The sequence below is a fragment of the Streptomyces sp. NPDC049915 genome (genome assembly GCF_040656475.1).
Taxonomy (GTDB): Bacteria; Actinomycetota; Actinomycetes; order Streptomycetales; family Streptomycetaceae; genus Streptomyces.
Genome location: NZ_JBFAMH010000015.1, coordinates 84,466 through 99,211, shown reverse-complemented (window position 1 = coordinate 99,211; position 14,746 = coordinate 84,466). Strand labels below are relative to the sequence as shown.

At 69.0% G+C, this 14,746-nt stretch carries 13 protein-coding genes, 1 pseudogene and 1 riboswitch; of the genes and pseudogenes, 11 read left to right on the top strand and 3 right to left on the bottom strand.

Translation table 11 applies throughout. The features are described 5' to 3' along the window. Positions 1-36: 36 nt before the first annotated feature. The 7 genes from tsf (at position 37) to AB0J12_RS24745 (ending at position 5,481) form a co-directional block, all read left to right on the top strand. The gene (gene tsf, locus AB0J12_RS24775; protein ID WP_363266576.1) at positions 37-873 is read left to right on the top strand and encodes a translation elongation factor Ts; all 837 of its coding nucleotides are present in this window, start codon (positions 37-39) and stop codon (positions 871-873) included. Between the two features lie 197 nt (positions 874-1,070). Further along, entirely contained in the window at positions 1,071-1,829 is a 759-nt protein-coding gene (gene pyrH, locus AB0J12_RS24770; RefSeq protein ID WP_361627557.1) for a UMP kinase, read from the top strand. A 144-nt stretch (positions 1,830-1,973) separates the two neighbouring features. Next, positions 1,974-2,531 carry a ribosome recycling factor gene (frr, locus tag AB0J12_RS24765; RefSeq protein ID WP_363266575.1) on the top strand — a complete coding sequence of 186 codons (558 nt, stop codon included), beginning with the start codon at positions 1,974-1,976 and terminating at the stop codon, positions 2,529-2,531. Continuing rightward, the gene (locus AB0J12_RS24760; protein ID WP_363266574.1) at positions 2,531-3,718 is read left to right on the top strand and encodes a phosphatidate cytidylyltransferase; all 1,188 of its coding nucleotides are present in this window, start codon (positions 2,531-2,533) and stop codon (positions 3,716-3,718) included. The genes frr and AB0J12_RS24760 overlap by 1 nt, the downstream gene beginning before the upstream one ends. 159 nt (positions 3,719-3,877) lie before the next feature. Beyond that, complete coding sequence (locus AB0J12_RS24755) at positions 3,878-4,327, top strand: SRPBCC family protein (RefSeq protein ID WP_363266573.1); 450 nt, start codon at positions 3,878-3,880, stop codon at positions 4,325-4,327. A 336-nt stretch (positions 4,328-4,663) separates the two neighbouring features. Next, the gene (locus AB0J12_RS24750) at positions 4,664-4,933 is read left to right on the top strand and encodes a hypothetical protein (RefSeq protein WP_363266572.1); all 270 of its coding nucleotides are present in this window, start codon (positions 4,664-4,666) and stop codon (positions 4,931-4,933) included. A 155-nt stretch (positions 4,934-5,088) separates the two neighbouring features. Further along, positions 5,089-5,481, top strand: a complete 393-nt coding sequence (locus tag AB0J12_RS24745) for a hypothetical protein (protein WP_363266571.1) — start codon at positions 5,089-5,091, stop codon at positions 5,479-5,481. A 2-nt stretch (positions 5,482-5,483) separates the two neighbouring features. Here AB0J12_RS24745 and AB0J12_RS24740 read toward each other — a convergent pair. Together AB0J12_RS24740 and AB0J12_RS24735 are read right to left on the bottom strand one after the other, a co-directional pair. After that, positions 5,484-5,771, bottom strand: a pseudogene (locus AB0J12_RS24740) (tyrosine-type recombinase/integrase); the annotation flags it as partial. A 1,171-nt stretch (positions 5,772-6,942) separates the two neighbouring features. Then, positions 6,943-8,268: a hypothetical protein gene (locus AB0J12_RS24735; RefSeq protein WP_363266570.1), complete on the bottom strand. Its 1,326-nt coding sequence runs from the start codon at positions 8,266-8,268 to the stop codon at positions 6,943-6,945. Positions 8,269-8,762: 494 nt separating this feature from the next. Between AB0J12_RS24735 and rlmN the strand changes: the two genes are divergently transcribed. The 4 genes from rlmN (at position 8,763) to AB0J12_RS24715 (ending at position 13,837) form a co-directional block, all read left to right on the top strand. Beyond that, on the top strand, positions 8,763-9,869 hold the full coding sequence (gene rlmN, locus AB0J12_RS24730; protein WP_363266569.1) for a 23S rRNA (adenine(2503)-C(2))-methyltransferase RlmN: 1,107 nt from the start codon (positions 8,763-8,765) through the stop codon (positions 9,867-9,869). A gap of 36 nt (positions 9,870-9,905) precedes the next feature. Beyond that, positions 9,906-10,011: riboswitch (TPP riboswitch) on the top strand. 74 nt (positions 10,012-10,085) lie between these two features. Further along, entirely contained in the window at positions 10,086-11,171 is a 1,086-nt protein-coding gene (locus tag AB0J12_RS24725) for a thiamine ABC transporter substrate-binding protein (protein WP_363266568.1), read from the top strand. 44 nt (positions 11,172-11,215) lie between these two features. Further along, on the top strand, positions 11,216-12,817 hold the full coding sequence (locus AB0J12_RS24720) for an iron ABC transporter permease (protein ID WP_363266567.1): 1,602 nt from the start codon (positions 11,216-11,218) through the stop codon (positions 12,815-12,817). Beyond that, positions 12,818-13,837, top strand: coding sequence for an ABC transporter ATP-binding protein (locus AB0J12_RS24715; protein WP_363266566.1), 1,020 nt, complete (start codon positions 12,818-12,820; stop codon positions 13,835-13,837). Positions 13,838-13,919: 82 nt separating this feature from the next. Here AB0J12_RS24715 and AB0J12_RS24710 read toward each other — a convergent pair whose 3' ends face one another. Continuing rightward, positions 13,920-14,618, bottom strand: a complete 699-nt coding sequence (locus AB0J12_RS24710; protein WP_363266565.1) for an LAETG motif-containing sortase-dependent surface protein — start codon at positions 14,616-14,618, stop codon at positions 13,920-13,922. Positions 14,619-14,746 lie beyond the last annotated feature (128 nt).

The window sequence follows — 14,746 nt, the reverse complement described above, 5'->3', positions numbered from 1 at the left end:
TGGATCCTCCAGACTTCGAGAAAGACTCACAGACTCATGGCGAACTACACCGCCGCCGACGTCAAGAAGCTCCGCGAGCTCACGGGCGCCGGCATGATGGACTGCAAGAAGGCGCTGGACGAGGCCGAAGGCAACGTCGAGAAGGCCGTCGAGGCGCTGCGCATCAAGGGCCAGAAGGGCGTCGCCAAGCGCGAGGGCCGCTCCGCCGAGAACGGCGCCGTGGTCTCGATCATCGCCGACGACAACTCCTCCGGTGTCCTGGTCGAGCTGAAGTGCGAGACGGACTTCGTCGCCAAGGGCGAGAAGTTCCAGGCCGTCGCCAACACGATCGCCGAGCACGTCGCCAAGACGAACCCGGCCGACATCGAGGCCCTGCTCGCCTCCGAGATCGAGCCCGGCAAGACCGTCCAGGCGTTCGTGGACGAGGCCAACGCCAACCTCGGCGAGAAGATCGTCCTGGACCGCTTCGCGCAGTTCTCCGACGGCTTCGTGCTCGCCTACATGCACCGCACGATGCCCGACCTGCCCCCGCAGATCGGTGTCCTCGTCGAGCTGGACAAGCCGAACGCCGAGGTCGCCAAGGGCGTCGCCCAGCACATCGCCGCCTTCGCGCCGAAGTTCCTCTCCAAGGACGAGATCCCGGCCGAGGTCGTCGAGTCCGAGCGCCGCATCGCCGAGGAGACCACCCGCGCCGAGGGCAAGCCCGAGGCCGCGATCGCCAAGATCGTCGAGGGTCGCCTCAACGGCTTCTTCAAGGACGCCACGCTCCTCGGCCAGCCGTACGCGCTGGACAACAAGAAGAGCGTCGAGAAGGTTCTGCAGGAGGCCGGTGTCACCCTGAAGCGCTTCTCGCGCATCAAGGTCGGCATCTGAGTCCGTACGGCGATCGACGCTCGACCCCGATAGGGTCGACATCAGTCGTCCCTGCCGTCCGCGCACGGCGTCACACGCGCGCGTGACGGACGGCAGCAGATCTGACGAGGAGGCCATTGCCGCATGGGATGTGAACCACGCCCCGCCGGCAATGGCCTTCTTCGCATGTGCACCACGTTGAAAGAGGCGGGATCCCCATGACCACCAAGCCCGACAAGAGCGATGACGGCAAAGTACGCGGCCGGTTTCTGCTGAAGCTGTCCGGAGAGGCCTTCTCCGGCGGCGGTGGGCTGGGCGTCGACCCGGACGTGGTGCACGCGATCGCCCGTGAGATCGCCGCCGTCGTGCGTGACGGCGCGCAGGTCGCCGTCGTCATCGGCGGGGGCAACTTCTTCCGCGGGGCCGAGCTGCAGCAGCGCGGCATGGACCGCGCCCGCTCGGACTACATGGGCATGCTCGGGACCGTGATGAACTGCCTCGCCCTCCAGGACTTCCTGGAGAAGGAGGGCATCGTCTCCCGCGTCCAGACCGCCATCACCATGGGCCAGGTCGCGGAGCCGTACATCCCGCTGCGCGCCGTGCGGCACCTGGAGAAGGGCCGCGTGGTGATCTTCGGCGCCGGTATGGGCATGCCGTACTTCTCCACCGACACCACCGCCGCGCAGCGCGCCCTGGAGATCGACGCCGAGGCGCTGCTCATGGGCAAGAACGGCGTGGACGGGGTCTACGACTCCGACCCGAAGGCCAACCCGGACGCCGTGAAGTTCGACTCGCTCGGCTACGGCGAGGTCATCACCCGCGACCTGAAGGTCGCCGATGCCACGGCCATCACGCTCTGCCGCGACAACAAGCTCCCGATCGTGGTCTTCGAGCTCCTGAAGGAGGGCAATATCGCCCGCGCCGTCAAGGGTGAGAAGATCGGCACGCTCGTGGGTGAACAGGGCAGCCGGGACTGACCGGAGAATCACCCCGACCCTGACCGGGGGATGGACAATGTCCTGCAGGTCGGGAACCGTGCAGGAAGAAGACGCGACGCAGCCGGCCGCCGACCACAGCCAGGAACCGCAGCCGGGCCTACTCAAGACACGCAGGAGCAAGTGGTGATCGAAGAGACCCTCCTCGAGGCCGAGGAGAAGATGGAGAAGGCCGTCGTGGTCGCCAAGGAGGACTTCGCCGCGATCCGCACCGGCCGTGCGCACCCGGCGATGTTCAACAAGATCGTGGCGGAGTACTACGGCGCGCCGACGCCGATCAACCAGCTGGCCTCGTTCTCCGTGCCGGAGCCGCGCATGGCCGTCGTGACCCCGTTCGACAAGACCGCCCTGCGCAACATCGAGCAGGCGATCCGCGACTCCGACCTGGGCGTCAACCCGAGCAACGACGGCAACATCATCCGGGTGGTGTTCCCCGAGCTGACCGAGGAGCGCCGCCGCGAGTACATCAAGGTCGCCCGCAGCAAGGGCGAGGACGCCAAGGTCTCCATCCGCTCCGTGCGCCGCAAGGCCAAGGACGCCATCGACAAGCTGATCAAGGACGGCGAGGTCGGCGAGGACGAGGGCCGCCGTGCGGAGAAGGAACTCGACGACCTGACGTCGAAATACGTCGCCCAGGTGGACGAGCTCCTCAAGCACAAGGAAGCGGAACTGCTCGAGGTCTGATGAACGACTCTTCCTGGGGGGCGCCGCCCCACGCCGGGCAAGCCGGGTACTGGGGCCCCGCCGACCAGGGGCCCGTCCCGGGCTCCGGCCCGGCGGGTCCCGCGTACGATGCGCAGGAAGCGCAGCAGACTCGCCCCATGCCCATCGTGCCCGACGGACCCGCACACGGCGGAGACCAGGATGACGACCGGGGGGCCGCTCGGCTGAGCGGCCCCTTGTTCCGCGACGAGAACGCGCGCGGCGGGAACGTCCGCGCCGGCAGCGTCCGGGACGACGACCTCCGCGACCACCGCGTCCGTACCGACACCTTCCGCCAGCAGAATCCGGAGCCCATGCCCGACGCCCCGCAGCCGGCGCCCGCCCCGCAGAAGAAGAGCGCGGGCCGCGACCTGAGCTCCGCCATAGGGGTCGGCGTCGGGCTCGGTGCGGTCATCATCGCCTCTCTGTTCATCGTCAAGGCCGTGTTCGTCGGCGTGATCGCCGTCGCCGTCGTCGTCGGCCTGTGGGAGCTGACCAGCAGGCTGCAGGAGCGCAAGGAGATCCGCGCGCCCCTGGTGCCGCTCGCGGTCGGCGGCGCCGCGATGGTGGTCGCCGGGTACGTGCGCGGCGCCGAGGGCGCGTGGGTCGCCATGGCGCTCACGGCGCTCGCGGTACTGGTCTGGCGGATGACCGAGCCGCCGGAGGGCTACCTCAAGGACGTGACGGCGGGCGTCTTCGCCGCCTTCTACGTGCCGTTCCTGGCGACGTTCGTCGCGATGATGCTCACCGCCGACGACGGCCCCTGGCGGGTGCTGACCTTCCTGCTCCTCACAGTGGTCAGCGACACCGGCGCGTACGCCGTCGGCTGGCGCTTCGGCAAGCACAAGCTCGCCCCGCGGATCAGCCCCGGCAAAACCCGCGAGGGCCTGCTCGGCGCGGTGACGTTCGCGATGGTCGCCGGCGCGCTGTCCCTGGAGTTCCTGATCGACGACGGCACCTGGTGGCAGGGACTGCTGCTCGGCCTCGCGGTCGCGGCGAGCGCCACGCTGGGCGATCTCGGCGAGTCGATGATCAAGCGGGACCTGGGCATCAAGGACATGGGCACGCTGCTCCCCGGTCACGGCGGCATCATGGACCGCCTGGACTCGCTGCTGCCGACGGCTCCGGTGGTGTGGCTGCTGCTGGTGCTGTTCGTCGGCGCCGGCTGACCGGCGCGCACGGCTGTGGAGTCCCGTCCTCCTGAGCGGAGGGCGGGGCTCGTCGTCGTACGGCCCGGCCTTCTGTCTTCTGGATGGCTGGGCGACGGATGCGGTGGGACGATTTCGGGTGTAAGCCCCGAACCGGCTCGCCCTGGAAAGGGGGCCACCATGTCCGGTTTCCACGATGAGATCGTTCTCGACTGCCGCCCCGACGAAGTGTGGACGTTCGTCACCGACCCCGCCCACCTGCCGGAGTGGCAGGCCAGCGCGGTGTCCGCCGAGCAGCTCGACGACGGCCCGTTCGGACTCGGCTCCCGGGTCCGGGTCACCCGGCACCTCGGCCGCCGCGACGTTCCCATGACGATGCAGTGCACCGAGTACGAGCCGGGCCGCTCGTGGAGCGTCCACGGGATCGACGGGCCGGTGCGCGGCACCTTCCGCGGCGAGGTCACCCCCGTCGACGAGGGCCGGCGCACCCGGCTGACCATGGACCTCGACTTCGAGGGCCACGGCCTCGGCAAGGTCCTCATTCCCCTCGTCGTACGCCCCCAGGTCCGCAAGGAGTTCCCGCGCAACGAGCAGTTGCTCAAGCAGCACCTGGAGCACACGACGGCGTAGGGCTTGCCGCGCCATTGCCGCGCCACTGACCGACGTAACGGGTGGCCGAACCGGCCGGGCAGGCCACCCGAGTCGATCTGCGACACTGGTACCACCATGCCCAAGCCCGGAGAACTTACGCTCTCTCAGAGCGAAGGGCCCCTCACCAGCAGTTCTTCCTCCTGGAAGGCGTGCCCTAGAAGGACTGGGCCGCCTGGGGGCCGTCATCCGCTGAGAGTCGGCGTCATCGTGCCTCTCGTGCAGCAGTGCAGTCGGAGTTAGCCGGCGGCAGTTCTTGCCTACGACCTGCTAGAAAGTCGTGCGCGACGAGGCGTGGCGTGGCCATACTGTCGTGGCGTGAGCCTGGACCAGAAGGAACAAGCAGCTCTCCAAGCGATGCTGCAACGCCTGGAGAGTATGAAGCCATTCGAAGCGTTGACCACGAGTAACTCCAAGGCGTGGGAGGTTGCGCCGGACAGCAGCCTTGCCCGCGATGACGCCAAGATCAATCCGTATCATCTGTCTCATTTGGCCTGGCAAGCCTTGGGGGTCGGTGTGATCACTTGCAGTGTCTCCGCTCCACTCTGGTCGGCGATCAACACCGTGCCATTAGTGGCCCCGCAGTAACTGTCGTCCTGCATATCTACGCTCAAGCGACGCTCCTGCGCGCTGCTTTCGAGAACGCTTCCCGTGCCGTTTGGCTGCTTGCCCCGTCGAACCGCTTGGTGCGGCTGCAGCGGCGGCTGTCCCTGCAAGAGGACAGCAACCATCATTCTGACCGTATGCATCAACTCTTAGGAGTAACTCCGCCTCGTGCTAGTGACGTTCGTAAGAAAGAGGTCGAGAATCTAGCAAAGGCGGCTGGCACCGCTCCCAGCGATGTCAAGAAGGCTCTGAAATTCGTTGGCTTCAAGAACGTGGTCCGGGACGCTGGGGAAAGCCTTGGCGTGGGTGCAGAGCGAGCTGAAGCGATCTGGAGTACCTGTAGCGCAATTGCGCATGGAGACGTTCACAATCTGAGCTTTCTCGCCCGCGAGATCGTTGGCACCCAGGGCAACGTGAACCTGGCGAAGCTCACCGGTGATACTAACGTTCTGCTGTGGGCAACCGACCTCTCCGTGAGGATGCTCCGCCACGGCTTCGCCCTCTACGAGCAGGCCGCGGCGAAACCGTAGGTCTAGATCGGGGCCTGCGTCGAGGCCAACACTTCATCAACAGCGCGGCGAGTTCGTTCCTGACTCGACGGCATCAGGTGCGCGTACACCCGCAGCGTCAGCCCCGGGTCGGAGTGGCCCAAGTACTCGCTCACGGCCTTGATGCTTTCGCCGGCGTCCAGGAGTACTGACGCGTAGAAGTGCCTCAGGGCGTGCATTCCGTGCTCGCGGGCGGACTGGTACTTGCCATTCTCCCCGGCCTCCGCGATCAGACCAGCCGACGCGAGGGCAGGCTTCCACTCCTGGATGTCAAGGCACCCGGCTGCGCTCGCGCTCCGCCGGGCGCGCTTCCCGGCTCCGCTGCGGGCGCCGCTCCTGCCTCCGGCCCGCTCCGCCCGCGCTGCGCCGACGCGCGCCCACGTGTGGATAGGGCCGGTGGCCATGAGTCGATCACCGCATAGCGCGGTCCCGGTCAGAACAATGCCTCCGGCGGGGGATCGGCCGGCACCGGGATGGAGGGGGCGCCGTCGCCGACTGCGAGTCCGATGTGGCGTGCGCGGGGAGCTCCCATCCCGTCCACCGTCGACCCAGGCAAAGCCGAGCAGACGCGGTCCATGGCGTCCAGGTCGTTCGTACAGTGGCGCGCTCCACCTGGACGCCATGGACCACGCCCGCTCCACGGTGTGTGGGTCGACGGCGGACGGGATGGGAGCTGGGGAGGGTGGTGGGTTGGGGAAGGGACTTTGAGCTCGGCTCAGACCCGCACGCACCCTCTACTGCTGCTGCTCTCCATAGGAGAGGTCGACACCCTTCCGCAGCTCCTCAGGGGTCTTAACCAGCGGCTCTCGGTCCCCAACTCGCAACTCATACTGAGTTGCGCCACTCGGGACCGCGGTGACCTTCAACGGCCAGGTGCAACTGTCGCCCACCACCTTGCCCGGAACGCCGCTACCGAGGCGCCCCTGCGAGAGCTCGTGTCCTGACTCATCAAGGAAGCGGACTCGGCTGCCAGGCCGCAGATCTGCGAAGTCATCCGTGCCGACGCAGCCCTCGTCCTCCTGGGCGTTGACCCACGAGTCAAAAACCGTGACCGTGCCAGTCGCCGTAAACTGGGGGCCCGAGGGCCCATCGTCGTCTCCGCTCAGGCCCCATGCAAGCCCAACAGCACCTGCCCCCACGACCACGCCCACGAGCCCGCTGGCGAGATAGGGCATCCATCTGCGCGTTGGGCGTTCTATCTCTCTGGCGCCCTTGCCGATCTGATCCTCTGACATAGAGCGATCTTGGCAACGAATAAGAGGTGTGGTCCCAGATGTGCCGAGATCGTGACCACATGCCAGTGGCGTTCCACAGCGGATGGCTTGTTGCGGTACAGCAGCGAAGTACAGCAACCGCACTGACCGCAGGCGACCATTCACAGCCCTGAGCAGCCTTGCGGCCAGCCCAGGAGACCTCAGCAACCCCCGTGCCTGTAGTTCGCATCTAGGGGCGCGGTGGCGCAAGCTTTTCGGCGTCTTTGGTGGCGCGCCCGGAGGCGGCGAGGAGCGCGAGCACCGCGAGCAGGGCCAAGAGGACGAGGACGAGCAGCAGGATCGTCAGAACTGTCGGGTGGTTCCAGAGTGCGAAGACCAAGGCCACGATCAGCAGCGCGGCCAGGGCGATCCAACGGCGGTGGGCCTGGGCCCAGGTTCCCGCTCGGCCGGTGCGGACCTGATGGGCGTACGCCCAGTGAGCCGCAGAGTCCGCGGCGCGCTCGGATGTGCCGCGGACCGCGCGCGGCAGCCGACCGGGACCGATCAGATAGGCGCCCAATGCAATGACCACACCGAGCACGATCGCCGTGCGGAGGCTGACCCGAAGGAAGTGCAGCAGCCTATCGAAGACGGCCGCGGCGGCGGCCTTCGACTGAACCTGGGGCGGGAGATGGTCCAGGTAGTAGCGGCGGGCGATGACCAGGACGATGGCGATGATCAGGCAGGCGAAGGCCGCGCCGAGAGTGGTACGGATCAGGGCTCGCCGTCGCCGGTGGGCAAGCAGCACCCCGGCGGCGCCGATCAGCATGACGATCACGGGGAACCAGTTCCCGATCGTGTCCAGCAGATGGGCGCCCTTGCGGATCTTGTCGAGTTGGTCGGACTGGAAGAGCACCATCTGCTTGTTGACATCGGGGATCTTGGAGGCCGGGGCCAGTCCGGCGTCGATGAGCGCCTGTTTGACCTGGTCGACGGCTTGGCCGACGTCCAGGGTGACGGTTCCGCCGTTCACGCCGATGGCTCCGCGGCCTTGGCCGGTCAGCGCGTGGACGACTCCGGCGTGGGCCTGTCGGTTGGCGGTCGTCCAGATTCGCTCGAAGCGGTTGCTCCGCACGAAGCGCGTGGCCACCTTCTGAACGGTGGCGTCGACCGCGGAGTCGAGCTGGGGGCCGAGCCCCTTCACGGCCTGTGCGGCCTTCGGCGGCAAGCCCTGCGCCTGGAGCCAGGCGGCGATGTCCGAGGCCGCCTTTTTGCCGTCGACCCGCACGTCGGCGGCATGGGTGATGCGCTTGATCGCCGCATCCTCGATCGCGGGGTCCGAGGCCAGCGGGGCGACCGTCGCCACGTACCGGTCGGTGTCCAGCGCGATGTCGTGCACCCACACGGTGAGCAGCGCGATCGGTACGAGGATGCAGGTGAGGACGATGAGCACCGCCGAGGCGGTGTTCCTGGCGATCCGAGCAGCCGGCGAGTCGCCCTTGTGCCCGCTCGGCGCCGCGTCACCAGTGTTCTTCTCGGCTGCACCGAATTCGGACGGCTCGTGGGGGCTGGTCATGGATGCTCCGGGACTCCTGGGCGGTTACCTGCCCCCATTGCCGCAGCTGCACGACGGAGCGGCACCCCCAGCCGGGCCATACGAGCGAGACGCGGTCAACCTCCCGAGCACGTGATCGTGCACGGCGAGACGAGCCTTTCCGATGGCGCGCGACTTGCGCACACTGCTATGGCTCCGTCGAACGAAGCTGGGTCTTGGGGATCCGTGACGTGAAGAACATCGCGAGGAGAGCGGCGAAGGCGAGGATGGCGAGTGCGGCGCACAGACCGTCGATCCCGGCGTTCGCGTTCGCGTCGAGTGCCGCCCTGTGACCTGCCTGCACTCGAAGCCCATGGCGTCCGCCTCACACAGCAGTGTTGGCGATAGCCGAGCGCCCTGGGCCGTCCCTGGGCCGTCCGAGGCCCACCAACGCTGACAGGCGACACCCACAGGTGACCGCCCCCACCCCGCTCCGGCCTGGGCTGCCGGAGTTGATCTGCGACACTGGTACCACCATGCCCAAGCCCGGAGAACTTACTTTTGTCGCGCCGCGCGGAGCCAAGACGCCGCCGCGGCATCTTGCCGATCTTTCGCCTGCCGAGCGCAAGGCGGTCATGGCCGAGATCGGGGAGAAGCCGTTTCGCGCCAAGCAGCTGTCGCAGCACTACTTCGCGCGGTACGCGCACGAGCCGGAGCAGTGGACCGACATCCCCGCCGGGGCGCGTGACAGGCTGCGGGAGGCGTTGTTCCCCGAGCTGATGACCGTCGTGCGGCATCTGTCGACCGACGAGGGGACCACGCGCAAGACGCTGTGGCGGCTGTTCGACGGGACGCTCGTCGAGTCCGTGCTGATGCGGTATCCGGACCGCGTCACCATGTGCATCAGCTCGCAGGCCGGGTGCGGCATGAACTGCCCGTTCTGTGCGACCGGGCAGGCCGGGCTGGATCGCAATCTGTCCACCGCCGAGATCGTGCATCAGATCGTCGAGGGCATGCGGGCGCTTCGGGACGGGGAGATCCCCGGTGGTGCCTCCCGGCTGTCCAACATCGTCTTCATGGGCATGGGCGAGCCGCTCGCCAACTACAAGCGGGTCGTCGGGGCCATTCGCGCGCTCACCGATCCCGCGCCCGACGGCCTCGGGCTGTCCCAGCGCGGCATCACCGTGTCGACCGTCGGCCTCGTGCCCGCCATCCACCGGTTCGCCGACGAGGGCTTCAAATGCCGGCTGGCGATCTCGCTGCACGCCCCGGACGACGAGCTGCGCGACACCCTCGTCCCCGTGAACACGCGGTGGAAGGTGCGCGAGGTGCTCGACGCCGGGTTCGAGTACGTCGAGAAGAGCGGGCGGCGGCTGTCCATCGAGTACGCGCTGATCCGGGACATCAACGATCAGGCGTGGCGCGGGGACCGGCTGGGGCGGCTGCTCAAGGGCAAGCCCGTGCACGTCAATCTCATTCCGCTCAACCCGACGCCGGGGTCCAAGTGGACCGCCTCCCGGCCCGAGGACGAGAAGGCGTTCGTCGAGGCCATCGCCGCCCATGGTGTACCGGTGACGATCCGGGACACCCGTGGGCAGGAGATCGACGGGGCATGTGGTCAGCTCGCCGCCACCGAGCGGTAATCTGACTGTCGTAACGACAACTTCATAGCCGGAACATCTTTCCGACAGGGGAGCGCCACAGCGCTGAGAGTGCGGCACCGGCCGCAGACCCTCTGAACCTCGCCCAGGTCATTCTGGGTAGGGAGATCGGTCATCACTCGAGCTGTTGCGCCCTGCCCGGGACACCCTGAGGCGTCCCGGGCAGGGCCGCGTCTCTTCCTGGTCACTCCAGGAGGAATGTCAGTGAGCATCACCAAGAGGGCCACGGTCGTGGTGGTCGGCCTCGGCCTCGTCACGCTGTCCGCGTGCGGGTCGGGCGGCAGTGAGAAGAGCGCCGCCGAGTCCAAGACCGTCACGCTCGTCAGCCACGACTCGTGGGCCGTGTCCAAGAACGTCCTCGCGGACTTCGAGAAGCAGTCCGGGTACAAGGTCAAGGTCCTCCCCGGCGGCGACGCCGGGCAGGCCGTCAACAAGGCCATCCTCACCAAGGACAACCCGCAGGGCGACGTCTTCTTCGGCGTCGACAACACCCTGCTCTCCCGCGCCCTGGACAACGGCCTCTTCCAGCCGTACGAGGCCAAGGGGCTCGGCGCCATCGGTGCCCGGTACCAGCTGGACCAGGGCAAGCACCGGGTCACCCCGATCGACTTCGGCGACATCTGCGTCAACTACGACAAGAAGTACTTCGCCGACCACAAGCTGACCCCGCCGGCTTCCTTCGACGACCTGGTCAAGCCGGAGTACAAGAACCTCCTCGTCACCGAGAACGCGTCCACCTCCTCGCCCGGCCTCGGCTTCCTGCTCGGCACCGCCGCCAAGTACGGCGACGCCGGCTGGCAGGACTACTGGAAGAAGCTCAAGGCCAACGGCGTGAAGGTGGTCGACGGCTGGGAGCAGGCCTACGACCAGGAGTTCTCCGGCTCGTCCGGCGGCAAGAAGGCGCACGGCGACCGGCCGCTGGTCGTCTCGTACGCCTCCTCGCCGCCCGCCGAGGTCGTCTTCGCCAAGCCGCAGCCGAAGACCGCGCCGACCGGCGTCGCGGCCGGCACCTGCTTCCGGCAGATCGAGTTCGCCGGGCTGCTCAGCAACGCGAAGAACACCAAGGGCGGCAAGGCGCTGATCGACTTCCTGGTCTCCAAGGAGTTCCAGCAGGACATGCCGCTGAACATGTTCGTCTACCCGGTGCTCGACGGCGCCAAGGTGCCCGCCGAGTTCACCCAGTACGGCCCCGCGGCCAAGGACCCCGAGACCCTGGCGCCGGCCAAGATCGCCGACCACCGCGACCAGTGGGTCAAGCAGTGGACCTCACTCGTACTGAAGTAGCCCGGCGCCCGGACCGCGCGGGGAGCGCGGCGCGGCTCGGCCTGATGGCCCTGCCCGTCGCGTTCTTCGCCGTGTTCTTCGCCTACCCCGTGGCCGCGATCGTCGCCCGCGGGCTCAAGGTCGACGGCGCCTGGCAGTTCGGGCGGCTCACCGACGTCCTCGGGCAGTCCGACATCCGGCACGTGCTGTGGTTCACCACCTGGCAGGCGCTGGTCTCCGCCGGGCTCACCCTGCTGCTCGGCCTGCCCGGCGCCTATGTCTTCGCCCGCTTCGACTTCCCCGGCAAGCGGCTGCTGCGGGCGGTGGTGACGGTGCCGTTCGTGCTGCCGACCGTCGTCGTCGGCACCGCCTTCCTCGCGCTGGTCGGCCGCGGCGGCCTGCTCGACCAGCTGTGGGGCGTACGGCTGGACACCACCGTGTGGGCGATCCTGCTCGCCCACGTCTTCTTCAACTACGCCGTCGTCGTGCGGACCGTCGGCGGTCTGTGGGCGCAGCTCGACCCGCGCCAGGAGGACGCGGCGCGGATGCTCGGCGCGTCCCGCTTCACCGCCTGGCGCACGGTCACCCTGCCCGCGCTCGCGCCGGCGGTCGCGGCGGCCGCGCTGATGGTGTTCCTGTTCTGCTTCACCTCCTTCGGCATCGTCCAGATCCTCGGCGGCCCCGGCTTCTCCACCCTGGAGGTGGAGATCTACCGGCAGACCGCCGACGTCTTCGACCTGTCCACCGCCGCCGTGCTGACGGTGGTCCAGTTCATCGCGGTCGGCGCGATCCTCGCCGTGCACGCCCGGACGGTACGGCACCGGGAGAGCGCCCTGAAACTGGTGGACGCGGCGACGACGGCACGCCGGCCGCGCGGCGCCGGGCAGTGGGCGCTGCTCGGCGGGGTGCTGCTCACCATCGCCGTGCTGCTCGTGCTGCCGCCCGCGGTGCTGGTGCAGCGCTCCCTGGACGGCGGCCTCGGCTACTACCGGGCGCTGACCAGCCAGGACGGCAACACCTTCCTCGTCCCGCCGATCGAGGCCATCGGCAACTCGCTGCAGTACGCCGTCGCCGCCACCGCGATCGCGCTGCTGATCGGCGCGCTCGCCGCCGCCGCGCTGACCCGCCGGGACGCCGGACGTCTGGTGCGCGGATTCGACGCGCTGCTGATGCTGCCGCTCGGCGTGTCCGCGGTGACCGTCGGCTTCGGCTTCCTGATCACCCTCGACAAACCGCCGCTGGACCTGCGCAGCTCCTGGATCCTGGTGCCGCTCGCGCAGGCGCTCGTCGGCGTTCCCTTCGTCATCCGGACCATGCTGCCCGTGCTGCGCGCGGTCGACGCACGGCTGCGGGAGGCGGCGACCGTGCTCGGGGCCTCACCGTGGCGGGTGTGGCGGGAGGTCGATCTGCCGATGGTGCGGCGGGCCCTGCTGATCGCCGCCGGGTTCGCCTTCGCCGTGTCGCTGGGCGAGTTCGGGGCGACCGTCTTCATCGCGCGGGCCGACACCCCGACGCTGCCGGTGGCCGTGGCCCGGCTGCTGGCGCGGCCCGGTGACCTCAACTACGGGCAGGCGATGGCCCTGTCGACGATTCTGATGGTGGTGTGTGCCGTGGCGCTGCTCGTCCTGGAGAGCCTGCGGGTGCCTGACCGGACGGGGGAGTTCTAGATGCTGCTCAGCCTCGACGCCGCGACCGTCCGCTTCGGCGAGCGGAGCGTCCTCGACGCCGTCGATCTCGATGTCGCCGTGCACGAGGTGGTGTGCGTGCTCGGCCCCAGCGGCAGCGGCAAGTCCACGCTGCTGCGGGCGGTCGCCGGCCTCCAGCCGCTGGACGCGGGCCGGATCCTGCTGGACGGCCACGACCAGGCGAAGGTGCCCGCGCACAAGCGGGGCGTGGGGCTGATGTTCCAGGACCACCAGCTCTTCCCGCAGCGCGACGTCGCCGGGAACGTCGCCTTCGGGCTGCGTATGCACGGCACCGGCAAGGGCGAACAGGGCGAGCGCGTCGGGGAGTTGCTGGAGCTGGTCGGTCTGCCCGGCGCCGGGCGGCGGGCCGTGGCCGCGCTGTCCGGGGGTGAGCAGCAGCGGGTCGCGCTCGCCCGGGCGCTCGCTCCGCGCCCCCGGCTGCTGATGCTGGACGAACCGCTCGGTCAGCTGGACCGTTCGCTGCGCGAGCGCCTGGTCGTCGAACTGCGGGAGCTGTTCGGCCGGTTGGGCACCACCGTGCTCGCCGTCACCCACGACCAGGGTGAGGCGTTCGCGCTCGCCGACCGGGTCGTGGTGATGCGGGACGGGCGCATCGCCCAGTCCGGCACACCCCTCGAGGTGTGGCAGCATCCGGCGGACGCGTTCGTCGCCCGCTTCCTCGGCTTCGACAACGTGGTGCCGGGGACCGTCGTCGGCGAGGCGGCCGACACTCCCTGGGGCAAGCTGCCGGTGCCCGACGGCTCCCCGCAGGGGCCGCGCGACCTGCTGGTCCGCCCGGCCGGGGTCCGGCTGACCGAGGTGGCGCAGGGCCTGCGCTGCACCGTCACCGCCCGCACCTTCCGCGGCACCCATGTCGCCGTCCGTCTCCAGCCCGAGGACGCGCCCCGTCTGGAGGCCGCCTGCGCGCTGCGCGAAGCCCCAGAGGTCGGCGCCGAGGTGGGCGTCGCCTTCGACGGGGCGGAGGTCGTCGTCCTCGGCTGAGGGACGCTTCCGGCACCGCCGCCGGGCAGGCGAACGGCCCGTCCCCGATCTTTTGGGGACGGGCCGTCGTGCGTGCGTGGGGTCAGCCGTTGTCCTTGGCCCCGCGGCGGCGCATGCCGAGGAAGACGGCGCCGCCGCCGACCACGACCAGGGCGCCCGCGATGCCGGCGATCAGACCGGTGTTGGAGTTCGCACCGGTCTCGGCGAGGTTGGAGTCACCGACCGCCGGGGACGGGGCGTTGCTCACGGTGCCCGCGGGGGCGGTGCTCGCCGGAGCCGACGGGCTCGGCGTGTCCTCGGCCGGAGCGGACGCCGACGGCTTCGGCGCCGGGCTGGCCGGCGGGGCCGGAGGCGTCGTCGGGGTGTCCTTCTTGCAGGCGGTGGGCGGCGTGGTGAGGTTCGGCGTGATGTCCTTGTCCACGATCGGGTGCTTCGTGTCGCCGGCCAGGACATGGACGCGGTAGATGGCGTTCGGCTTCCAGTCCTCGGCGAAGGTGATGGTCACACCCTGGGACGAGCCGGTGACGGTCTGCTCGCCGACCTTGTGGTCGTCGCTGCCCTTGTTCTCCAGGAAGACGGAGACGAGGGCCGGGGTGCCGGAGGCATCGACATCGGTGACGGTGATGACACCCTTGTCACCCTCGCACGCGGCCTTGGCGGAGAATTCGCTGATGTCGCAGGCGAGCGCGTTGCCGGCGACTGTGAGCGCGAGCGCCGCCGCGGCGGAGGCGACCCCGAGGGCGCGCACGGAACGGGCGGCAGTACGGCGGGATATGGACACGTTTGTCCTTACGGGATGCAACTGCGGGGGGTTGAAGGGGAGTTGCGGCGCCGAGGGGATGCGATCGCAACCGCCCGGCACCATAGCCCCCATGAGGCTCACAGGTTTATAAGCGTTCCATAAGAAGT